The following is a 22,533-nucleotide window of genomic DNA, read 5'->3' as shown; positions in this document are numbered from 1 at the left end:
CGTTTGAAAAAAATACTTTCATATCCATTTATTTTGTTAGTTCGTTTTTATCAAACAGCAATTTCGCCATTTACACCCGCAACTTGTAGATATTCTCCAACGTGTTCACACTACACAATAGAAGCTTTACAAAAACACGGTTTATTTTCTGGAGGTTGGTTAGCGTTAAAAAGAATTTTTAGTTGTCATCCTTGGGGAGGAAGTGGTTATGATCCTGTTCCAGAAAAATTAGAAGAAAAAAAATAGAAGTTATATTTTAACTTTGAATTATAAATTTTAAACTTTGAATAAAAGAGTATGAGTTTTTTAGCAATTGAGTGGAACCCTTCTATAGGAATAGATTTAGGTTTTTTTGTAGTTCGTTGGTACAGTTTAATGTTTGTAGCGGCTTTTTTATTGGGATTAAGATTAATGAAAAAAATCTATATAGACGATAAAACTCCATTAGAAAAGTTAGACGTATTATTTATGTACGTTTTTATTTCGATGTTAATAGGAATGCGTTTAGGCGATGTTTTCTTTTATAGTTGGGATTATTACCAAAATCATTTATTAGAAATATTTTTACCAATAAAAGAAAGTGCAAACGACTCTTTATTCGGCATTATAAAAGGTTGGAAATTTACAGGTTTTACAGGTTTTGCAAGTCATGGAGCAGCAATTGGTATTCCTATTGCAATGTATTTCTATGCAAAAAAACACTTAAAGAAACCATGGTTATTTATTTTAGATAGATTGGCTATTATGGTTGCTTTAGCTGGCTTTTTCATTCGTTTGGGTAACTTTTTCAATTCAGAAATTTACGGAAAAGAAACAGGATCTAATTTTGGAGTCATTTTTAAAGCAGCAGGAGAAACCACAGCAAGACACCCAACACAATTATATGAAGCGTTCAGTTATTTAGCCTTATTTTTTGTAATGTGGCACTTATTCTGGAAAACAAAAAGAAGAGAACAAATAGGGTACCTTTTTGGTTTATTTATGGTAGTTCTTTGGTCTTTACGTTTTGTAATAGAATTTTTAAAAGAACCTCAAGTTCAACAAAGAGGAGAAGAATGGTTGTTCAGTCCGCTAAATACAGGTCAAGTTTTAAGTATTCCTTTAGTTTTAATAGGAGTTTGGTTAATGTTGAGGAAATCTAAAAAAGAAGTTCAATAAGTTTATGGATAAATTAAAAGAACGCTGGGGAATTGAAAGTAATTGGTCTCTTTTAGCAATATTTATAGTTTTTGCAATTAATGGTTCGTTTGCAGCTTGGGTTGCAAAACCTGTCACTAATTTTTTAGGCTTAAATCCTGATACTATATCTGGTTTTATTTATTGGCCATTAAGAATTTTATTAATCTTCCCAATTTATCAATTAACCTTACCAATTGTGGGTTGGTTATTTGGGCAATTCAAATTCTTTTGGGCTTTCGAAAAGAAGTTTTTAAGTAGATTAGGTTTAGGCTTCTTGTTTAAAACTAAAGAAGATTAATTTTTAGGGCGTTTTAACGGGCTTTCCACTATATCTTTTTGCTGAAAAAGCAAAAAGGATGTCGTTTCAATCCCTAACGCGCTCATTTACTAACCAATAGCAATTAAGAGAACTTATTTAAACTTCAATAATTTCTTCGTTTTTCCTTTTATTAATTCCGTAACTATAAATCCACATAATAGTAAATGTTGGTATAATATCTAACGGGAGTATCTCTTCTAAAAAAGAAATAATACCGGCAACTTTACCTTCTTTTCCTTTGTACATTTTTGTCATTATATAACCAGAAAGTGGTGCCCAAGCTAAATCTAAAAAAGGAATTGGTATAAAACCAATAGCATCTAAAACAAGACTAGCAGCTAATTTTTTGTATTTGTTATTCATACTTTAGTCTATTCAAATTTCTTGCCAAAAAATATTCAATTTCTAAAGAAAGCCATAATTTAGCTAAAAATAGATATTTCAAGTGAAATTTAATCAATTTATACAAAAAATAGAATCTTTAAAGTCTTTAGAATTAGGAGGTTTAGAAGCACAATTTAAACTTGCGCCAGAACTTCGTTTAAGGTATGATGCAGATAAAATAAAAGCAAATAACCCAAGAAAAGCTGCAGTATTGGCATTGTTTTATCCAAATAAAGACAATCAAACAACTTTTCTATTAACAGAAAGAGCAAGTTATAAAGGCACACATTCTGCACAAATAAGTTTTCCTGGTGGTAAATTAGATACTTCCGATGCAAATTTAGAAGAAGCTGCTTTAAGAGAAGCTTTTGAAGAAGTAGGAGTTATGCCCAATTCTGTAGAAATTATTAGAGAACTAACAGATGTATATATACCACCAAGTAATTTTTTAGCAACTCCTTTTATAGGTTTTGTAGAAGAAAAACCTCTTTTTACTACCAATTATGAAGTAGAAAAAACCATAGAAGTTTTAGTAGCCGATTTATTAAATGATGCTTATTTAACAACTGTTAATTTAAGTACATCTTACATGGATAAAATTGATGTACCTTGCTTTAAACTTAACAATAATATTGTTTGGGGAGCAACTGCTATGATGCTTTCGGAAATTAAAGAACTTTTAAAGCTTTAAACTTTGTTAATAGTTTTGTAAATTTGTTATAAACCAAGTAAAAACAAACTATAATGCCCTTATTTAAGAGGAATATCTTTGGTCATATCTTATTTTTAAAAAAGATGATCATAAGAATTTTTGGACTAATTTCTCATGGAAGATATCGTAAGTTTAATAATTTACAGATTGAAGGATCAGAAATTTTAAGAAAATTACCAGAAAGAAATGTGTTGTTTATTTCTAATCATCAAACGTATTTTGCAGATGTTGCAGCTATGTTTCATGTATTTAACGCTTCTTTAAGTGGTAGAGATGATACCATAAAAAATGTTGGGTATATTTGGAATCCAAAATTGAACATCTATTTTGTTGCTGCAGGAGAAACTATGAAATCTGGTATTTTACCAAAAATATTTGCCTATGCAGGTTCCGTTTCTATAGATAGAACGTGGAGAAGCAAAGGTAAAGACGTAAACAGACAAGTAAAAAACTCTGATATTTCTAACATTTCTAAAGCCATAAAAGATGGTTGGGTAATTACGTTTCCTCAAGGAACAACTACGCCTTTTAAACCAATTAGAAGAGGAACAGCACATCTTATAAAAACTTGTAAACCAATTGTTGTACCAATTGTTATAGACGGTTTTAGACGTTCTTTTGATAAAAAAGGATTAAATATAAAAAAGCGTAATGTTTTACAATCTATGGTTATTAAAGAACCGTTAGAAATAGATTATGAAAACGAAGACATTGCAGAAATAGTAACAAAGATTGAGTACGCAATTGAACAGCATCCTTCATTTTTAAAAGTATTATCTCCTAATGAAGCAGAAGAATATATTAAAGAAGAAGAAGAGTTAAATAAAAAACGTGAGTTTTGGTCTTAAACTAATTCTTTAAAATGTATAAAAAAAAAGCATCCAATTTGCTGAATTTGTTTCAGTAAATTGGATGCTTTTTTTATGATTAGCTAATCAATCTTGTTTTATATTCACATAGTATTTACTCCAGAAAATTGAATTTTAAAACTAATTTAATTTAGGGAATGTACAATTTGAACCAGATCTTGCCGCTAGTATAGTGTATCTACCATTTGAATAGCATTTATGATGATATACAGTTTTGCCTGGTTTTACATTAATTACATATGGACTCGTTGAATTTAAATTACCATTAGTATCTCTTAAATAAAAAGCAACTCTAATTGAATAAGGATAAGGGTTTGTATACCATATTTTTAAGGAAGTACGAGAGCCACAAGCTGCATCTCTTTTTCCTCTAAAATTTCTATTAAAGGTTTCGTCCCACCAACAATCAGAATTTGTTAACTCATTTTCAAAGGAAAAACTCCTCCTATTTGATGTTAATTCATTATCATTTTTATTTAAAGTAAATGACATTAGTATTATTGAACTTGCTACAATTAAAATAGCCGTAATTGCTTTTTTCATAAGTTTAATTTTTACATTTAAACAAAAATATATACAACTATTATGAAATCAATACCTAGAAATAGGTATTTTTATAACTAGTTCATTTACATTGATTTACTTTTTAATTAACGATTTTTATCTAAAAAAAAAGTCTTTAATTATTATATAAAAATTTATATGTAAAAAACATTTTACATAAAAAAGCCTCACAAATTAGTGAGGCTTCTTTACTGTATAAATTACTAAAAGTTATTTATTGTTTTACTTTATCTTTAAACTGTTCAAATTTATCAGCTTCTGGTTTTGGCCAGCTGTTGTTAGAAGTGTCTACATCTGCAGTTTCAAAATCTGGATCTACAACAATTTTTGTAATCTCTTTTGTAGATGCAAATACTCTTTTTGCACTTGTATCATCTTTCATCCAGATTTGTGCTGGGAAAGTTTCTCTTTTTGTAGTACCATCTGCATATGTTAATTCAACAATAAGAGGCATTATTAAACCTCCTGGTTTTTCAAACTCTACAGAATAGATGTAAGAAGGTACTTCTTTACCATCAGCATATTTATTCATAGCTGTAGCGTTAGCATCTTCTTTTTTATCAGTAATATATACCAAATCTCCTAAACCATCGAAATATTGCTTGTACTGTACTTTTAATTTTTCTACTCTTTCACTTGGTTTATCAGTTAAATATAAAGGCTTAACGTTCTTAATACCAATATCTGTAACATCTGTAGTGTAAAACCAACCTCTAAAAAACCAATCTAAATCCATTGCAGAAGCATCTTCCATAGATCTAAAGAAATCTTCTGGAGTTGGGTGTTTAAACATCCATCTTTGAGAATAAGTTCTAAATGCATGGTCAAACAATTCTGGTCCCATAATTGTTTTTCTTAATATGTATAAACCTGCAGCAGGTTTAGAATATGCATTTGGCCCAAACTGTTTTACATAATCTCCTTGAGACATAATAGGAGAGATGTTAGACTGATCTCCACCCATATATCTTGTAATATCTTTTGCAGGGTTTGAAGCAAATAATTCTGCATCATAGACGTCTTCTGCTAAAATTTCTACGAAAGAGTTTAAACCTTCATCCATCCAAGTCCATTGTCTTTCATCAGAATTTACAATCATTGGAAAAAAGTTGTGTCCAACTTCATGTACAATTACACCAATCATTCCTTTTTTAGTTCTGTCTGAATATGTTCCATCTGGATTTGGTCTACCAAAATTGAAACAAATCATTGGGTATTCCATTCCTTGTCTTTCTGAATGTACAGAAACTGCTTTAGGATAAGGATAATCGAAAGTTAATTTAGAATATTCTATTAAAGTAGTAGCGACTGCTCTTGTAGAGTGCTCTTCCCATAAAGGGTTTCCTTCTTTAGGATATAAAGAAGTTGCCATAACAGTTTTACCGTTAATGTTTACAGCCATTGCATCCCAAATGTATTTTCTAGAAGTTGCAAAAGCATAATCTCTTACGTTTTTCGCTTTAAATTTCCATGTTTTGGTTCCTGTTGCACGCCCTTTCTCTGCTTTTTCAGCTTCTGCTTGGGTAACAATCATTACTGGATTGTCGAAAGTTTTTCTTGCTTTTTCTAAACGATTTCTTTGTGTTTTAGTTAACACATTTTTTTCGTTTTGTAAAGATCCTGTAGCTTCTACAATATGATCTGCAGGTACAGTTAAATTAACTTCGTAGTCTCCAAATTCTAATGCAAATTCTGAACGTCCCCAGAATTGCATATTTTGCCATCCTTCTACATTATTATAAACAGCTAATCTTGGAAAAAATTGAGCAATTGTATAGTTGTTGTTTCCGTCAGGAAAAGTTTCTAAACCAGAACGTCCACCATCTTTATTAATATCATTGATTAAGTAATTCCACTGAATTCTAAATTCGAATGTTTTACCAGGAGCCAAAGCTTTTGGTAAATTAATACGCATCATGGTTCTGTTAATAGTGTGTGATAAAGGTTTACCATCACTTTCTACTTTTGTAATATTGTAACCAAAACCTTTCTTTTGTTCCATATAAGAACTTTTAAAATTGTCTGGAGTAATAAAAGCAGATGCATTGTTAGATTTTGCTAATGGAGTTTTAGAATCGTCAGCTCTCATGTTTTGGTCTAACTGTACCCATAAATATTCTAAATGATCTTTAGAATTATTGTGGTATGTAATTTCCTCATCACCATAAATTCTGTTTGCACTTTCGTCTAAACGAATGTCCATAACATAATCTACTTTTTGTTGTGTGTATTGATGACCAGGTGCACCTGAAGCTGCATGTTGATCGTTTGGGGTTGCCAAAACATCTTTCATTTGTCTGAACTTGTTTTGGTCTGTGTGCCCTTGTTGTGTTTTCTTCTCTTCTTTTTGATTTTCTTGCGCTATAGCTGAAAAACTAATAAAGAAAAGAGAAAATACTAATAAAGATATTTTTTTCATTTATTTTGATTTGATTAAAAAATGTGAACGAAATTAAGGATAAGTTAGCTAATGATTAAAATTTGAGGGTTTTTTTAACAAATATTTACCAATTATTTTAGTTCTCTAATTTTTTTAAATTTATTAGATAAAAAAAAAGCGATATTAAAATATCGCTTTTATAAAAATAGCAGGAAATATTATCCTTTGATTTTGTTTTTAAACTTCTCGAACTTATTTTCTTTTTCTCTAGGAAAACTGTTGTTAGAGGTATCTACATCTGCAGTTTCTAAATCTGGATCTATGGTAATATTTGTAATTTCTTTCGTTGAAGAAAATACCTTTGTAACTTCTGTATCATTATATCTCCAAATTTGTGCAGGATAAGTTTTTCTTTCTTTTGTACCATCTTTGTATGTAAATTCTACAATAATTGGCATTACCAAACCACCTGGTTTGTTGTAAGTAATTTCATAATGGAATTTAGAATCTGTGTTTTTATTTGTAAAACTTAATCCACCTGAAGTGTCTTCTACAAATTCTACAGAATCATCACTTACATTTGTTTGATATTTTTTAACACCTTTAATACCAATATCTGTTACATCTGTTGTGTAAAACCATCCTCTCCAAAACCAATCTAAATCTACACCAGAAGCATCTTCCATTGTTCTAAAGAAATCTGCTGGAGTAGGGTGCTTAAACATCCATCTTTGCGAATAGGTTTTAAAAGCGTGGTCAAATAATTCTTTACCCATTATTGTTTCACGCAAAATCCATAATGCAGTTGCAGGTTTTCCGTAGGCGTTATTTCCAAATTCGTAAACATTGTCTCCTTTTGTCATAATTGGAGCAATTCTAGATTGATCTCCGCTCATATATTTTACAATATTTTTAGGATAACCTCTTACAATTGGAAAATCTTTGTCGTAGTCTAATTCTGCCAACATTTCCATATAAGAATTTAAACCTTCATCCATCCAAGTCCATTGTCTTTCATCAGAATTAACAATCATTGGAAAGAAGTTATGACCTACTTCATGAATAGTTACTTTTATCATTCTATATTTTACTCTGTCAGAATAAGTTCCATCTGGATTTGGTCTTCCTGGGTTGAAACAAATTTGTGGATATTCCATTCCCATTTGTCCATCAACAGAAATTGCTTTATGATATGGATAATCGAATGTGTATTTAGAATATGTTTTTAAAGTTTGTGCAACCGCTCTTGTAGAATGGTCTCCATATAAAGGATTTGCCTCTTTAGAATATAAAGATTCTGCCATTACAGTTTTACCATTAATGTTCACTGCCATTGCATCGAAAATGAATTTTCTTGAAGTTGCAAATGCATAATCTCTAACGTTTTTAGCAACAAATTTCCATGTTTTTGTCTTTGTAGATCTACTTTTTTCAATTTCTGTAGCTTCTTCTTGGGTTCTAATTATTACAGGATTATCAAACGTCTTTCTTGCTTTTTCAATTCTTTTTAATTCTGTTTTAGAAAAAACATCTTTTGGGTTTTGTAAAACACCTGTTGCCCCTAACATGTGATCATCTGGAGTTGTAATATTTACTGTAAAATCTCCAAATTCTAAGGCAAACTCACTTCTTCCCCAAAACTGATCATTTTGCCAACCTTCTACATTGTCGTACACACACATTCTAGGGTAGAACTGCGCTATTACATAGTTGTTGTTTCCGTCTTCAGGAAAGTGCTCGAAACCAGATCTTCCACCATCTGTTCTGTGGTTATTAATGTTGTACCACCATTTAATTTTAAACTTAAAAGTTTCTCCAGAAGCTAAAGGTTTGGCTAAATTAATTCGCATCATGGTCTGATTAATTGTATGAGATAAATCACTACCATTCATGTTTTTAACACTCATTATCTTAAAACCACCATCGAAAGGTGTTTCTGGAAAATTTCTATTAAATCTACTTTTACTTAATTTTTTTGGAATTTTTCCTGATTGAATATCTGGAGTTTTAGAGTCTGCTGCACGCATATTCTGGTCTAATTGCACCCATAAATAAGCAAGTTCATCTGCAGAATTATTATGATAAGTAATAATTTCGTTTCCAGAAATTCTTTGTTTATCATCGTCCAACACAATGTCCATAGCATAATCTACCTTTTGTTGTGTGTAGTTTTTACCTGGAGCACCAGAAGCTGTACGTTGGCTATTTGGTGTTGCCAACTCATCTTTTAATTGCTTAAATTTATTCTGATTTGTGTGCCCTTGTTTTGTTATCTGCTTTTCTTGTGAAAATAAAGATGTAGCAACAAAAAACACTGAAAATAGAAGTAAAGATATTTTTTTCATTTTGTACTTAATTAAGTTGAATTAATTCTCGTACAAATTAAGGAATCCTAAATAGAAAAGTTAAAAAAGGTTAAAATTTTAACAAACCTTTATCACTTTTGGCAGTTAACATAATACTTTTATGCTTTTTACCTACTTTAGACTTAATTAAGTTTTGCTGTTCTGGAAAATGTGTTGTTAATATTTTATTAGATACATCAATAGTTGTTACGTTTTCGATATTTTCTATTTCTAAATAAAAATAGACCAAATCTCCATCATATTCTTTACCTATATAGTTGAACTCTTTAGCAGTGTTATCAATTTTAAAATGCAATTTGTTACGTAAATATTTTTCAAAATATACGTCATTATTTTTTAATTCTTTTTCTGTAGTAAGTTGTAAATCTATATTATAGTCTTTGTTTAAAGCAGTTTCTATGTCATCCATAAAAACATTAATAATAATTTGTACAGATTTAGCTTCGCTCTTATAATTAATCTGCGTTAAACTTAAATAATACTTGTGTGCAGAAAAAGAAAGAAGCGGAATTATTAATACGAGGATAAATGTTTTGTTAATTCTCATGAAAGGTATAAATCAATTATTGCGCCAAATTACTCTTTTTCTATGATTTTTAAATAACTAATACTTTCTCTTTGTAAAATTTTAATTACTTCTAAATTCTTACCTTCTTTATGTAGTTTTTCTATACCTAAAGGATTGCAATATTCTAAAAAATGAAAGTACTTTTCTATTGGTATTTTTAGTTTTTCAAAGAAAAATTTCTCACCTAATTCAGATAATATTTTATAAGGAAATGCTTTTTTAATGGCTAATTCTTTTCTTAATGCCCATAAGCGTTCAGAGTATTTAAAAGGTATAATTGCGGCAGCACCAACTCCAACAAAATTAGCTGTTGGATCTGTATTAACTACTTGTGGTCTAACTCTTTTATCTATATAATCATCTCCTTCTACAATTTTCATGTTTACTTTAGAGAAATCCATTGCTTCTCTTAATAAAGAGTCTTTTCTGTTGCTGGGAACATCTTTTGTATCTATACCTAATCTGCCTGTTAAATTATGTCTTTTTAAATCGAATTCATCTAAAATATAAGTGTTAGATTTTAAAATAATGGTTAAATTTTTATCTGTTAAATTATTTTTTGTGATGATAATTTTCTTGGCAATATGTTGTACAGAAGAAATTCTTAAAGAGTCTCCTTCAGATACAAATATTCGAAAGCCACCATTGTCTGAAGAAAATGTACCTTGATTGGTATTTAAATTAATAATATTGGCATTTTTAACAACACCAACAGAGTCAAGTATTTTTCCATTGATAACTGTTTTTCTTTTTTGTGAAAAAAAAGTGGTTGATAATGAAATTAATAGAAATGTTAAAAGTATTTTTTTTGCCATATAGTTGTGCTATTTTTTTGTTAAAAATAAATTTTCGTTTAATATTTTATGCGGATAATCTTTTCCTTCTCTTATTAAAAGTTTTGTTAAGTTAATGCTATTCTCATTCTTAAAGATACTAATTATGTTTTTATCTACACAATAATTTAAAAACTGATTGATATATTCTTTTTTAATTTTTAGATCTGTAATGAAAAAATCGTCTGTATATTTTTTTCTTATTTTTAAAAGATAATCATCTTCATCTACTAGTTTTTTTAGTAGCTTTTGTCTTTTGTTATTTCCGTTAATACTATTTATTAAATTGTCTATACTTACAACTCCACCAGATTTAAATTTTACAATAGAATTATCTTTTTCCACTTTAGTATTTGCAAAAGGCAATCTTAAAGTTTCAGCATTTACAACTGGGCCATTGTATGTGGTAATTTCTTTATCTTGATAAAAAATACTTCTTGGTTTTTCTAAAGTAAATTCATTTAAAGTATACGTTTTTTCATTTATTGAAATTGTGAAATTTATATCTGATAAAATTTTATCTGTAATTAGAATGAATTTTTCTTGTAGGTTAATATGAGATACTAAAAGGCTATCTCCTAATTTTACTGGAATTTCAAAATAACCGTTATCATTTGTAATAGTACCAATATCAGTATTTGTATTTATAACATGAACATCTGCAATAATTAGGCTATCTAAAACAACTTTTCCCTTTAAAATTGTTCTTTTTTCTTGTGCGTTAATTGTAGTTATTACAAAAAACGAACTAATTAATATAAATAGTTTTCTCATCACTACAAAGAAAGTAGAAGTGCTTCTTAAAAGTGTATTAATGGAATTGTAAACTTATGTTAAATAAAAAAACATCGCAAATAGCGATGTTTTAATATGAAAAATAACTAAAATTTATTTTTCTAATTCGATATATATAGTTGCTTTTATGGTAACAGTTTCACCATTATCAGTTTCGGTTTCATTAATCTCACCTTTTAATCTTAAAAAGTTAGTAGAAAACTCTTCAACATTTAAAACTGTTGGTAAATTTCCGTTTTCAGTAATTGAAATTGTATTACCATTTAAAGACCAATCTACTGAAGTTATGGGAGATAAATCTGTATCTATTTCTTGTTCTTCAACTTGATTTTGACCTAAAAAAGTGGCAGTTGTAACAAATTTATATTTTCCATTTAAATTCAATTTATTTGGATTTTCAGAAAAAATATATCTAAAATCAAGCTCTTTTGCTATTCCAGAATAATTAGCAGTTAAGGTTTGTCCTTGAGTGGTAATACTTAAGCTTCCGTCTTCAATAGTTTGTTTGGTTAAGTTCCAGGTACCTAATAAATCTGCATCTGTAATGTTAAGAGTTGGGTTGTTGTTTGTTTCACAACTTGTTAAAAAAGTAACAAGTGCTAGAAATAATAAAATTTTTGTTTTCATAATTTATCTTTTTACGAAAGTACAAAAATCAATTTGTATAAAATTCCTATTTTTGATGTATGAAAAAAATGATTATTGCAAGTACTTCTACTGTTTATGGTAGTTCTTATCTAGAATATTTATTACCAACTTTAAAAACTTTCTTTAAAGGTGTTCATACGCTTGTATTTATACCTTTTGCTAGACCTGGAGGAGTTTCTTATGATGGTTACACAGAAGTTGTGCAAAAAGCATTTTCTAAAATTGATATTAATGTAAAAGGTGTTCACGAATATAATAATGTGAATGACGCAATTTTAAACGCTGAAGCAATTTTTACTGGTGGAGGAAACACGTTTGAGCTTGTTAATCAGTTGTATAAAAACGATATTATTGATACTTTAAAAAAAGTAATTAATAACGGAACTCCGTATTTAGGAACTAGTGCAGGTAGTAATATTTGTGGTATAAGTATGATGAATACCAATGATATGCCAATTGTTTATCCGCCAAGCTTTGTTACTTTAGGTTGTATTCCTTTTAATATTAACGCTCATTATTTAGATCCTATTGAAGGCTCTAAACATATGGGAGAAACAAGAGAAACACGTATTAAAGAATATCATGTTTTTAATGAAGTTCCTGTGTTAGGTTTGCGTGAAGGAAGTTGGCTTTCTGTTGAAGGTAATTCAATTACTCTAAAAGGAGAACATTCTGCAAGGTTGTTTCAACAAAATTTGAAACCTGTTGAATTAGAAAGTGGAGTAGAAGTGGCTCTTAGATGAACAAAGTAATATTTATAAAAACAAAAAGGCTCAATTTTTAAAAATTGAGCCTTTGTTTATTGTTGTTTTTAATTAATACTGAACATAATCTACAATCTCTAAACCATAACCAATCATACCTACACGTTTTGTTTGTTGTGTATTTGTAATTAATTTTAATTTACTGATATTTAAATCGTGTAAAATTTGAGCTCCAATTCCAAAATCTTTATTATCCATTTTTATTTCTGGAGCTTTCATTTGTCCATTTTGCTGACTTTCCTTTAAAATAGATAATCTACTTAATAAGTTTTGAGATTGATTTTGCTGATTGATAAACAAAATAGCGCCTTTACCATCTTCATTAATCACTTTAAACATTTGGTCTAGTTTTTTATCAGCATTATTAGTTAAAGTTCCAAGTATATCGTTATTTACTAATGTAGAATTTACTCTAGTTAAAATAGAATCTTCTTTTGTCCAAGAACCTTTTGTTAACGCAATATGAACTTGGTTATTTGTAGTCTGTTGGTAAGCTCTTAATCTAAAGTCACCAAATCTTGTAGAAATATCAAAATCTTCTTTCTTTTCAATTAAAGAATCATGTTCCATTCTGTAAGCAACCAAATCTTCAATAGAAACAATTTTAATATCAAACTTTTTGGCAACTTTTAAAAGTTCTGGTAAACGTGCCATTGTACCATCTTCATTCATTATTTCTACAATAACACCAGCTGGTTGTAAACCTGCTAAACGTGCAAAATCTATAGCAGCTTCTGTATGGCCTGTTCTACGCAATACACCACCTTCTTTAGCTTTTAAAGGAAAAATATGACCTGGTCTAGCCAAATCAAAAGGTTTTGTTTCTTTATCTATTATTGCTTGTATGGTTAGCGCTCTATCTGCAGCAGAAATACCAGTAGTAACACCTTTACCACGTAAATCTACAGAAACCGTAAATGCAGTTTCCATAGGATCTGTGTTGTTGTGTACCATCATTCCTAATTCTAACTCTTTACAACGTTTTTCTGTTAAAGGAGCACAAATTAATCCACGACCATGAGTTGCCATAAAATTAATCATTTCTGGAGTTGCTTTTTCTGCTGCTGCTAAAAAATCACCTTCATTTTCTCTGTTTTCATCGTCAACAACAATAATAACCTTACCATCTCTAATATCTTGTATTGCTTCTTGTATGGTGTTTAATTTTGTGTCTTTATTTGTTTGTTGTAGTGTCATTTTGTTAAGAGTCTTTTTTAGACGTTAATTTTTTAAAGAAATTTGTAATTGGTAAAATAATAGCATCTGTGTTAAAAACACCTTTATCTCTTGTGGCTCTTCTAGTTAATAAAATTGCTAAAGGAACCATTATTATTGCTGCAATCCAAGAACCTAAAAATGAAGAGATAGAACTTTCTTCTGCTAAATTTTTACCAAATGTATTGGTAAAGAAATAAGTTACATAAATTCCTATGGCAAGTATCATAGGCAAACCAAAACCTCCTTTTCTAATGATAGAACCTAAAGGTGCTCCAATAAAAAATAAGATTAAACAAGATAATGAAAATGCAATTCTGTTGTAATATTCAGTGTCAAAAAAGTTTAATGTTTTTCGTTTAAACTTAATAGTTGCCATGTTATTTTTAAGAGAGTTTAAGGCTCTACTTGTTTTGGTAGTTGCAGAGTTTAAAATAGAAACTTGACTTTTTAAATCGAAATTTTCTAAAATAACTGGATTCGCATTTTTATTTTTTAAAGAATCTGGATATTTATATAATTCTTTTGCAAAAACACTGGAGTAAATATTTTTTGCTCTTAAAGATAATGTTTCGTCATAACTTGCTTTTAAATCTGGAATAGTGTCTTTTAATTGATTTAAACTTAACATGTTATAGCTATTCTTATATTTTTCATCTGTAAGACCAGAATCTCCACTAACATCAGATATATCTATATTTAACTCATATTCTTCAAAAGTTGCACTAGATGCAGGCATTTTTTTACGTTTCGATAATGGTGTATTAGATCTTATATGTTCTTCATAATAATAACCGTCATATAAAATAAAGGTCATGTATCTACTTCCTTCTTCAGATAGTATTTTTCCTCTTTCTGCAGTAATTACTTTTTGGTTTCCTCTGTTTCCAGATAAATCATAAATTAAAACTTTCTTTAATAAGTTTTCTTCTTCTCCGTATTTTTCATCAAATTTTATTTGATAACCTGGAATATCACTATTAAAACTTCCTGGTACTAAAGCCAAAGCAGGTTTTTTCTTTTTAATATTTAGGTATAAATTTTTCTGTTTTAAAATTGCATACGGATAAATATTGTTAAGAAACAAAAAGTTGATACCGCTTAACAAAATTGTAAGAAATACTAAAGGTCTAACCAAACGTTGTAGTGAAATTCCGGCAGATTTTGCAGCAGCAAACTCATAGTTTTCACCCAAATTACCCAAAGCCATAATTGATGATAAAAGTACGCCAATTGGCAATGCTTGTGGCGTAATAATTAGGGTAGTGTAGTATAAGAATTTTAAAATAAATGGTAAGCTAATACCTTTACCAGCAATGTTTTCGAAGGTTTGCCACAACACTTGCATTACTAAAACAAAAAGCACAATAAGAAACGTTGCAACAAAGGGTCTTAAAAACGTTTTTAAAATGTATTTGTCTAAAATTTTCATTTTCTTGTAATCAAAACAAAAACCCAAACTTAATTTTGGGTTTTGCAAAAGTAGTTTCTTCTAAATAAAGAACCTATTAAATTTCTGTTAATTGAAACTAGTCTATTGTATAACTCTGACTTAAATATTTAGCTTTATCAAACTTAAAAAAGTTTTCTGATAATTGTTGGTTACTCTTAAACTGTGTAATTGTAAATGTAGTTTTAGAATTGTTAGAACCAGTTTGAATTAATTTATATATATGCTTTGTTTTTGCATCTATACCTAACTCAACTTTAATTATATCAGAGTTGCTATCTATAGGATTTAAAGTTACAAACTGAATTTTTCTTCCATTAACATTTTTTAAGTCTCCCATTTCAAAATTATATCCTTCTTTATAAAAGGTTAGTAATTTAGAAGGGTATATAAAACCATCATCTCCACTCATATCTCCATCAGTAATAGAAATTTCCTTTTCATCAGTATTAATTACATATAATTTTTCACCATCATATAAGAATTTATTACCTAAATAATTTAGGCTGTATTTTTCTCCTTGTAAATTAATATCACCTCTAATTGGTGGTTCATCTCCTTCTTTTATACCCGCATCTTCGTTACTTAATGTTTGGCTAAAACCAATATACATATTTTTATATGCGCCCATTTTGGAAGAAACTTCATCTAGCAAAGATTTTGCTTTTGCAGCTTCTTGAGAAAATGTAATGGTTGTAATAAATAAACTTAAAAATAAGATTCCTATTTTTTTCATAATTATAATTCTTGTCATCTCGCAAATGAGAGATTATTGATTTTTTTCGTTTTCTAATAATTGGTCTAAAGCTACTATATCTGTAACAAGTACTTGTCTGGCTTTACTTCCTTCAAAACCACCAACAATTCCTGCCGCTTCTAACTGGTCTATTAATCTACCAGCTCTATTGTAGCCTAATTTTAATTTTCTTTGCAATAAAGAAGCAGAACCTTGTTGTGCAATTACAATAATTTCTGCAGCTTCTCTAAACAGTTTGTCTCTGTCTGCTATATCAATATCAACAGTTGTGCCACTTTCATCATCTACATATTCTGGTAATAAATAAGCTTCTGCATACGCTTTTTGAGAACCAATAAAATCAGTAATTTTTTCTACTTCTGGTGTATCTACAAAAGCACATTGTATTCTATTAATATCATTTCCTGCAGTATATAATAAATCTCCACGACCAATCAATTGATCTGCACCACCAGCATCTAAAATGGTTCTAGAATCTATTTTAGAAGTTACTCTAAATGCAATTCTTGCAGGGAAATTGGCTTTAATAATACCTGTAATTACGTTTACAGAAGGTCTTTGCGTAGCAACAATTAAATGGATACCAATTGCTCTAGCAAGTTGTGCCAAACGTGCAATTGGGGTTTCTACTTCTTTACCAGCAGTCATTATTAAATCTGCAAATTCATCAATAACCAAAACTATATATGGTAAAAATTGATGCCCGTCATTCGGGTTTAATTTGCGTTGTTTAAACTTTACATTGTATTCTTTAATGTTTCTAACCATTGCTGCTTTTAACAAGTCGTAACGATTGTCCATTTCTATACAAAGCGAGTTTAATGTATGTACAACTTTGGTAGTGTCAGTAATTATAGCTTCTTCTACATCTGGTAATTTTGCCAGATAATGACGCTCTATTTTGTTAAATAAAGTTAATTCTACTTTCTTTGGATCTACCAAAATGAATTTTACTTCAGCAGGATGTTTCTTATATAAAAGTGAAGTTAAAACAGCATTTAAACCAACAGATTTTCCTTGTCCTGTTGCACCTGCCATTAAAAGGTGAGGCATTTTAGCTAAATCGACCACAAAAGTTTCATTAGAAATAGTTTTACCTAAAGCAATAGGTAATTCCATTGGAGATTCTTGAAATTTCTTTGATGAAATAACAGAATGCATAGAAACTATGGTAGATTTTTTATTTGGCACTTCTATACCAATAGTACCTTTACCAGGAATTGGTGCAATAATTCTAATTCCTAAAGCAGATAAAGACAAAGCAATATCGTCTTCTAGATTTTTAATTTTAGAAATTCTAATTCCTGCTTCTGGTACAATTTCATATAGAGTAATTGTAGGTCCTACAGTTGCTTTAATTTCTGCAATACCAATTTTGTAGTTTTTTAAAGTTTCTACAATTCTATCTTTATTAGCTTCTAATTCTTCTGGGTCAATAGAAATTGTTTCATTATATTGTTTTAATAAATTAAAAGTTGGGAATTTAAAATTAGCCAATTCTAAAGTTGGGTCAAATTCACCAAAATCTTTTACTAATTTATCTGATAAGTTTTCGGTAGAATGTTCTTCTTCTCTTCCAATAGCAATATCAATTCCTACATCATTTATATCTTCAACAGTTTCTTCTACCTTTAATTCTGGTTCTAGTTCTTTTTCTACTTTTAAGGTAAGTTCTTCTTTTTTAGAACCAACATCTGAATGTTTAGAAATAGTAGGTTTTAAATTCTCTACTGAAAGCTCAAATTCAGATTTTTCTTTTGTTTCTTTAATTGTATTTTTTAATTCAATATTTTGATTTTCAGTTTTTTCTGAATCATCATCTAAAGTTTTAGTTTCATTTTCTGAAGCAAGTCTTTTTTCTTGGTTTTCTATTCTTTTTTGCTTCATTTTTTCAATAAATGCATCAAAAGTTAGTTTGTAACGGACAACTAAATACGCAATTAAAAAGAAAGCTAAAACAATTGTTAAACCCGTTTTACCAATAAAAGCTTGTAAATATTCATTTATTTCAAAACCTACAATACCAGATAATAGTGCATATTTTTTATGTAGAAAACCTAAAGTTATAGAAATCCATAACATGGCTAATAAACCCCAATTCCAAGAGATAATAATTTTAGAAAATTTCTTTTGAAAAATAATATAAATTCCGCTTAAAAAAACTTGAAAAGCAATTAAAAATGCGCCAATTCCAAAACCTTTATAGATAAAAAAATGACTTAAGCTTGCGCCAATTTTACCTAATAAGTTTTTACTTCTAACTGTTTTATCTGTTAATTTTGTAAGAGTACTTTGGTCTTCTTGCCAATTAAAGAAAAAAGAAATAAAAGCAATTGTTAAGAAAATAGAGAAAAAAACAAGAAAAGAGCCCAAAATTGTTTGAGCTTGTCTTGTTTTTAAAAAAGCGAAAATACTCGGTTTTATATCCGAAGAAATAGGTGCTATTTTTTTACTGGTTCTTTTTTTAGCCATTAAATGGTTTGGTAATTTTTTAAAAGTAAATATATGTATTTGCTAAAATAATAAATTGATTCTTGGAATATAGATAAAACCTGCAACAATTAAAGAGATAAATGCAGCAAAACTTGGTGCGCCTGCTGCAATATCTTTTATAAGTCCTATTTTTTTATGGTATTCTGGATGAATAAAATCTGCTATTTCTTCTATGGCAGTGTTAGCAGCTTCTGCAACTAAAACAAGGCCAATAGCTAAAAATTGAATCATCCATTCTACATTAGAAATATCAAAATAAAATCCAAGAATAGTGGCAAAAATAGCTATACAGAGCTGTGCTTTTATGCTGTCTTCTGTTGTCATTAAAAGCCACATTCCTCTCAAGGCAAATTTTAAACTACGAATTCTTCCTCTTAAAAAACCATCATTCGGATTTTTCATTCTGTTAGATTGCTTTTAACGCAGCTTCGTAATTTGGTTCATCTACAATTTCAGAAACTTGTTCTGTATAAGAAACATTTCCTTTTTCATCTAAAATAACAATTGCTCTAGAGTGTAAGTGGGCTAGTGGTCCGTTTGCAATTTCTAAATTATATTCTTTTCCAAAGTTTCCTGTTGCAAAATCAGATAACATTACAACATTTTCAATTCCTTCTGCACCACAAAAACGGGCTTGAGCAAAAGGCAAATCTTTAGAAATACATAATACTGCTGTATTTTCTAAATCTGCTGCTTTTTTATTAAATTCTCTTACAGAAGTTGCACAAGTTCCTGTATCTACACTAGGAAAAATGTTTAAAATTACTTTTTTACCAGCAAAATCTGCCAAAGTTTTAGTAGATAAATCTACGCCAGTTAATTTAAAATCTGGTGCTTTAGAGCCAATTTCAGGTAAATTTCCTACTGTGTTTATTGCGTTTCCTTTTAATGTTATATCTGCCATTTCTGTATGTTTTTAGAAACTCAAAAGTAACTATTTTTATTGTAAATATTTAATGAAAAACGGATAAGTTCATTCTTATATTTTCTTACTTTAATACTTATCTTCGCAGTCGTAAAACGCAAATTTTAAGTGAATATTTCTCAATATACATCTGAATTTAAATATAATTGGAAACTTGCAGCGCCTGTAATGTTAGGTATGTTGGGGCACACCTTTGTAAGTTTTATAGATAATATTATGGTTGGCCAAATAGGAACTGCAGAATTAGCAGCAGTTTCTTTAGGTAATAGTTTTATGTTTATTGCCATGTCTATTGGTATTGGATTCTCTACAGCAATTACACCTTTAATTGCAGAAGCAGATTCCGCAAATAATCTTCAACAAGCAAGATCTACCTACAAACATGGTTTGTTTTTGTGTACTGTTTTAGGAATTTTAATGTTTTTAGTGGTTTTCTTTTCCAAACCGTTAATGCATTTAATGCAACAACCAGAAGAAGTTGTGGCTTTGGCAATTCCGTATTTAGATTTGGTGGCTTTTTCCTTAATTCCATTGATAATTTTTCAAGCCATAAAACAATTTAGTGATGGAATGTCTATGACTAAATACCCAATGTATGCAACCTTATTAGCAAACATTGTAAACGTAGTTTTAAACTATTTATTAATTTTTGGAAAATTCGGATTTCCAGAAATGGGAATTGTTGGTGCGGCTTATGGTACGTTGGCTTCACGAATAATAATGGTAATTTACTTATGGGTTTTATTGCGTTACAAAAAACGTTCTGCACAAATAGTAAAAGATATTAAGTTCTTTGTATTAGACGTTTTAATGATTAAAAGAATTATTAATTTAGGTTCTTTAAGTGCTATGCAAATGTTTTTTGAAGTAGCCATATTTACGGCAGCAATTTGGTTAAGTGGTTTGTTGGGTAAAAATCCTCAAGCTGCAAACCAGATTGCACTAAACTTGTCTTCAATGACATTTATGGTTGCCATGGGTTTAAGTGTTGCTTCTATGATTAGAGTAGGTAACCAAAAAGGATTACAGAACTATAAAGAATTGCGTAGAATTGCATTTTCTATTTTTTTACTGGGCATTTTATTAGCAATTTTCTTTGCTTTATTGTTCTTTATTTTTCATAAAAGTTTGCCTAATATTTATGTAGATTTAAGTGATACTGAAAACTATGTAGATAATATGGAAGTACTTTCAATAGCATCTAACTTATTATTAGCGGCTGCTTTCTTTCAGATTTCAGATAGCATACAAGTTGTGGTTTTAGGAGCTTTACGTGGTTTACAAGATGTTAAAATACCAACAATTCTAACTTTTGTTTCTTATTGGGTGGTTGGTTTTCCTGTTTCTTACTTTTTAGGAAAAGAAGAAATGTATGGAAGTTTCGGAATTTGGTTAGGTTTATTAGCAGGATTATCAACAGCATCAGTTCTGTTGTTTATACGTTTTAATTCGTTAACTTTAAGATTGATAAAAGAAAAACAAGATTCACAAAAAATACAAGGTGTTTAATAGCCTTGCTAAAAAATAATATATATGGAATTACCTAAATTTTTACTAGCAGATAATAGCAATTTTCCAGATGATGTTTTTGTATTGCATACAGAATATCCTCGTTTTTTAATTAATTTAAAAGATGATGAAGTTGAATGGTTTGAAGACCTAACAGGAGAAAATGAAGAAGATGTAGCAACAGAATTAGCCGATTTAATGGACAAAGCTGGTCTTTTTTATGATGAAGAAATGAAAGGATTTGAATAGTTTTTAAATGAAGCTCAACAAAGCTGTCTTTAAAAGATGTAAATCATTCATATAATTGTTATGAGTAGTTTTACAACTGTTTATGCTGCTCTCAATTTCTACTATAGAATTTGATGGGTTTTCTAAACAAATGGCAAACTCTTTTTCTAGATTTCCTTTTTCATGATCTAAAAGGTAAATTTTAGAAATTACTTGGTTTATTTCGTTTAGAATTCTTTTTATTTCTAAATTATCTATTTGTATAGAAGAAACTAATTGATTGAATTTTAAATTAGAATTTGAGTGCGCACAACCAAGTCTATAGGCTCTTTTAGAACTATTACATAAAGCTACTCTTTCATAAATTTCTTTGTTAGAAACTATTTTCTTTACAGGATGTTTTGTTTTAGAATCTAGTTTTACCAACTCATGTTTAAGCCCACATTTAAAAACGGTAAATTTTTCTAACTCATTTTTTATTTCAGGAATTGTCATAAATTTTACACTAATAAGATGAGTGCAAAATAGTAGAATTTATTGTGTTATATAAGCGTTAAAATACCTGATTATTTATTAAGTGAAAGTTAAGAGTTTGGAAGATTCGTTAACGTTGTTGTATAAGAAAAGTTGCGGTTTTGTCAGCGAGGAATTTCCGAAGGAAATTCAGAAGTTGGCAAAAATGCAACTGCCTTTGATTAAGCACTAATTTAGCAATTTTTTTTATACGGTGTTGCCAGTAGTTTTTTTATTCCGAAATATGTTATTCCAATTCCTATTAAAAACATAATCCAATATATAAAATTAAAATTCAAGTCTAACAACCACCTGTCAAAAGTAAAGTCAAATACGTATAAAGTCTGAACCAATAAATTGACTAAAAAATGCAATAAAATTGAGTAACCTATTTTTTTTGTTTTTATAAAAATCAAACTGCTTATTATTCCAAAAATAAAAGAAGGAATTAAATTAAAAGGTGTCTCAATGTGAATGATTGCAAAACATAAACTTGAAATTATGATTCCAATCTTTTGACTGTTTCTTTCAAGTAATTTTTTCAATAAGAATTTTCTAAAGAATAATTCTTCGCAAATAGGCGAGATTATTAGAGTTGAAATTGCTCCATATAAAAAGGCTGGATTAAATCCATTAAAAGTGCTAAAATCAGTTTCAAATTCAGAGTAGTTTAAATAATTCCATATTCTTTCTAAATCCCAAAATGGTCTATCTAATAACTGAAGCCCAAGAACAATTAAAATTAAATAAGGCAAAAATTTTAGCTCGTAGTTTTTGAAATTCAGCGTATTTTTAATTTTTGTTTTAGGTTTCCAAAAAAAAATAAACATAACTACATAAGCTACAAGAAAAGATATGACAGTAGTTATTCCAATGTGTTTATGTAAATATTCAGGTATTAATTCAGTTTTATAGAATATAAATCCAAATCCAACTTGAGTCAAGCTAAACACAAAAATCAATAGTAAAGTTAGTAAGATTGCTTTAAGTATTGTCATTTCTCAAATTACTGGCAACGTTAACGCTGATATGATTTCGTTTTAATGACTTATATCAGTAGTT

General features: G+C 29.1%; 24 protein-coding genes. 8 read left to right on the top strand and 16 right to left on the bottom strand.

Annotated elements, in window-relative coordinates:
* The first annotated feature begins 3 nt into the window (after window positions 1-3).
* From yidD to H9W90_RS05375, 3 genes are read left to right on the top strand one after another with little or no spacing between them, the layout of a single operon-like run.
* Window positions 4-246, top strand: coding sequence for a membrane protein insertion efficiency factor YidD (gene yidD / locus H9W90_RS05385; protein WP_187483432.1), 243 nt, complete (start codon window positions 4-6; stop codon window positions 244-246).
* Between the two features lie 51 nt (window positions 247-297).
* A complete protein-coding gene (gene lgt / locus H9W90_RS05380; RefSeq protein ID WP_187483431.1) occupies window positions 298-1,158 on the top strand; it encodes a prolipoprotein diacylglyceryl transferase in 861 nt (286 codons plus the stop codon).
* 4 nt (window positions 1,159-1,162) lie between these two features.
* The gene (locus H9W90_RS05375) at window positions 1,163-1,477 is read left to right on the top strand and encodes a DUF6787 family protein (protein WP_187483430.1); all 315 of its coding nucleotides are present in this window, start codon (window positions 1,163-1,165) and stop codon (window positions 1,475-1,477) included.
* A gap of 117 nt (window positions 1,478-1,594) precedes the next feature.
* Here the strand turns inward: H9W90_RS05375 and H9W90_RS05370 are convergent, their stop codons facing one another.
* Window positions 1,595-1,861: a hypothetical protein gene (locus H9W90_RS05370; RefSeq protein ID WP_187483429.1), complete on the bottom strand. Its 267-nt coding sequence runs from the start codon at window positions 1,859-1,861 to the stop codon at window positions 1,595-1,597.
* 82 nt (window positions 1,862-1,943) lie between these two features.
* Here H9W90_RS05370 and H9W90_RS05365 point away from each other — a divergent pair, with 82 nt between their 5' ends.
* Both H9W90_RS05365 and H9W90_RS05360 read left to right on the top strand, forming a co-directional pair.
* On the top strand, window positions 1,944-2,573 hold the full coding sequence (locus H9W90_RS05365) for an NUDIX hydrolase (RefSeq protein WP_187483428.1): 630 nt from the start codon (window positions 1,944-1,946) through the stop codon (window positions 2,571-2,573).
* Window positions 2,574-2,626: 53 nt separating this feature from the next.
* On the top strand, window positions 2,627-3,442 hold the full coding sequence (locus H9W90_RS05360; protein WP_187483427.1) for a lysophospholipid acyltransferase family protein: 816 nt from the start codon (window positions 2,627-2,629) through the stop codon (window positions 3,440-3,442).
* 141 nt (window positions 3,443-3,583) lie between these two features.
* Here H9W90_RS05360 and H9W90_RS05355 read toward each other — a convergent pair whose 3' ends face one another.
* The 7 genes from H9W90_RS05355 to H9W90_RS05325 all read right to left on the bottom strand — a co-directional run bounded on the left by H9W90_RS05355 (window position 3,584) and on the right by H9W90_RS05325 (window position 11,596).
* Entirely contained in the window at window positions 3,584-3,955 is a 372-nt protein-coding gene (locus tag H9W90_RS05355) for a hypothetical protein (protein ID WP_187483426.1), read from the bottom strand.
* 286 nt (window positions 3,956-4,241) lie between these two features.
* Window positions 4,242-6,446 carry a M1 family metallopeptidase gene (locus H9W90_RS05350; RefSeq protein ID WP_187483425.1) on the bottom strand — a complete coding sequence of 735 codons (2,205 nt, stop codon included), beginning with the start codon at window positions 6,444-6,446 and terminating at the stop codon, window positions 4,242-4,244.
* 179 nt (window positions 6,447-6,625) lie between these two features.
* Complete coding sequence (locus H9W90_RS05345) at window positions 6,626-8,752, bottom strand: M1 family metallopeptidase (RefSeq protein ID WP_187483424.1); 2,127 nt, start codon at window positions 8,750-8,752, stop codon at window positions 6,626-6,628.
* 70 nt (window positions 8,753-8,822) lie between these two features.
* Window positions 8,823-9,320 carry a DUF6702 family protein gene (locus tag H9W90_RS05340; protein WP_187483423.1) on the bottom strand — a complete coding sequence of 166 codons (498 nt, stop codon included), beginning with the start codon at window positions 9,318-9,320 and terminating at the stop codon, window positions 8,823-8,825.
* 29 nt (window positions 9,321-9,349) lie between these two features.
* Entirely contained in the window at window positions 9,350-10,156 is an 807-nt protein-coding gene (locus H9W90_RS05335) for a peptidase associated/transthyretin-like domain-containing protein (RefSeq protein WP_187483422.1), read from the bottom strand.
* Between the two features lie 9 nt (window positions 10,157-10,165).
* Window positions 10,166-10,948 carry a BamP family beta-assembly machinery protein gene (locus H9W90_RS05330; protein WP_187483421.1) on the bottom strand — a complete coding sequence of 261 codons (783 nt, stop codon included), beginning with the start codon at window positions 10,946-10,948 and terminating at the stop codon, window positions 10,166-10,168.
* A 114-nt stretch (window positions 10,949-11,062) separates the two neighbouring features.
* Entirely contained in the window at window positions 11,063-11,596 is a 534-nt protein-coding gene (locus H9W90_RS05325; protein WP_187483420.1) for a lipocalin family protein, read from the bottom strand.
* Between the two features lie 59 nt (window positions 11,597-11,655).
* Between H9W90_RS05325 and pepE the strand changes: the two genes are divergently transcribed.
* Window positions 11,656-12,360 (top strand): dipeptidase PepE, encoded by a 705-nt coding sequence (pepE, locus tag H9W90_RS05320; RefSeq protein WP_187483419.1) that lies wholly within the window; start codon window positions 11,656-11,658, stop codon window positions 12,358-12,360.
* A gap of 72 nt (window positions 12,361-12,432) precedes the next feature.
* Here pepE and ribB read toward each other — a convergent pair whose 3' ends face one another.
* The 6 genes from ribB to tpx form a co-directional block, all read right to left on the bottom strand.
* Window positions 12,433-13,578, bottom strand: coding sequence for a 3,4-dihydroxy-2-butanone-4-phosphate synthase (gene ribB / locus H9W90_RS05315; protein WP_187483418.1), 1,146 nt, complete (start codon window positions 13,576-13,578; stop codon window positions 12,433-12,435).
* Between the two features lie 4 nt (window positions 13,579-13,582).
* Entirely contained in the window at window positions 13,583-15,028 is a 1,446-nt protein-coding gene (locus H9W90_RS05310; protein ID WP_187483417.1) for an LptF/LptG family permease, read from the bottom strand.
* A 97-nt stretch (window positions 15,029-15,125) separates the two neighbouring features.
* Window positions 15,126-15,782, bottom strand: a complete 657-nt coding sequence (lolA1, locus tag H9W90_RS05305; RefSeq protein WP_187483416.1) for an outer membrane lipoprotein periplasmic chaperone LolA1 — start codon at window positions 15,780-15,782, stop codon at window positions 15,126-15,128.
* 33 nt (window positions 15,783-15,815) lie between these two features.
* Window positions 15,816-18,275 (bottom strand): DNA translocase FtsK, encoded by a 2,460-nt coding sequence (locus tag H9W90_RS05300; protein ID WP_187483415.1) that lies wholly within the window; start codon window positions 18,273-18,275, stop codon window positions 15,816-15,818.
* 42 nt (window positions 18,276-18,317) lie between these two features.
* Entirely contained in the window at window positions 18,318-18,698 is a 381-nt protein-coding gene (locus H9W90_RS05295) for a diacylglycerol kinase family protein (RefSeq protein WP_187483414.1), read from the bottom strand.
* A 4-nt stretch (window positions 18,699-18,702) separates the two neighbouring features.
* Window positions 18,703-19,200, bottom strand: coding sequence for a thiol peroxidase (tpx, locus tag H9W90_RS05290; RefSeq protein WP_187483413.1), 498 nt, complete (start codon window positions 19,198-19,200; stop codon window positions 18,703-18,705).
* A gap of 129 nt (window positions 19,201-19,329) precedes the next feature.
* Here tpx and H9W90_RS05285 point away from each other — a divergent pair, with 129 nt between their 5' ends.
* On the top strand, window positions 19,330-20,730 hold the full coding sequence (locus H9W90_RS05285) for an MATE family efflux transporter (protein ID WP_187483412.1): 1,401 nt from the start codon (window positions 19,330-19,332) through the stop codon (window positions 20,728-20,730).
* A 24-nt stretch (window positions 20,731-20,754) separates the two neighbouring features.
* Window positions 20,755-20,979 (top strand): DUF8828 family protein, encoded by a 225-nt coding sequence (locus H9W90_RS05280; protein WP_187483411.1) that lies wholly within the window; start codon window positions 20,755-20,757, stop codon window positions 20,977-20,979.
* 3 nt (window positions 20,980-20,982) lie between these two features.
* On the opposite strand, the gene H9W90_RS05275 is transcribed toward H9W90_RS05280, so the two are convergent.
* The gene (locus H9W90_RS05275) at window positions 20,983-21,453 is read right to left on the bottom strand and encodes a hypothetical protein (protein WP_187483410.1); all 471 of its coding nucleotides are present in this window, start codon (window positions 21,451-21,453) and stop codon (window positions 20,983-20,985) included.
* 212 nt (window positions 21,454-21,665) lie between these two features.
* Window positions 21,666-22,469: a CPBP family intramembrane glutamic endopeptidase gene (locus H9W90_RS05270; protein WP_187483409.1), complete on the bottom strand. Its 804-nt coding sequence runs from the start codon at window positions 22,467-22,469 to the stop codon at window positions 21,666-21,668.
* Between the last annotated feature and the right edge of the window lie 64 nt (window positions 22,470-22,533).

It is taken from the genome of Polaribacter pectinis, assembly GCF_014352875.1.
Lineage (GTDB): Bacteria > Bacteroidota > Bacteroidia > Flavobacteriales > Flavobacteriaceae > Polaribacter > Polaribacter pectinis.
Note: the sequence above shows the minus strand (reverse complement) of the source record. Positions and strands in the feature narration are given on the sequence as shown.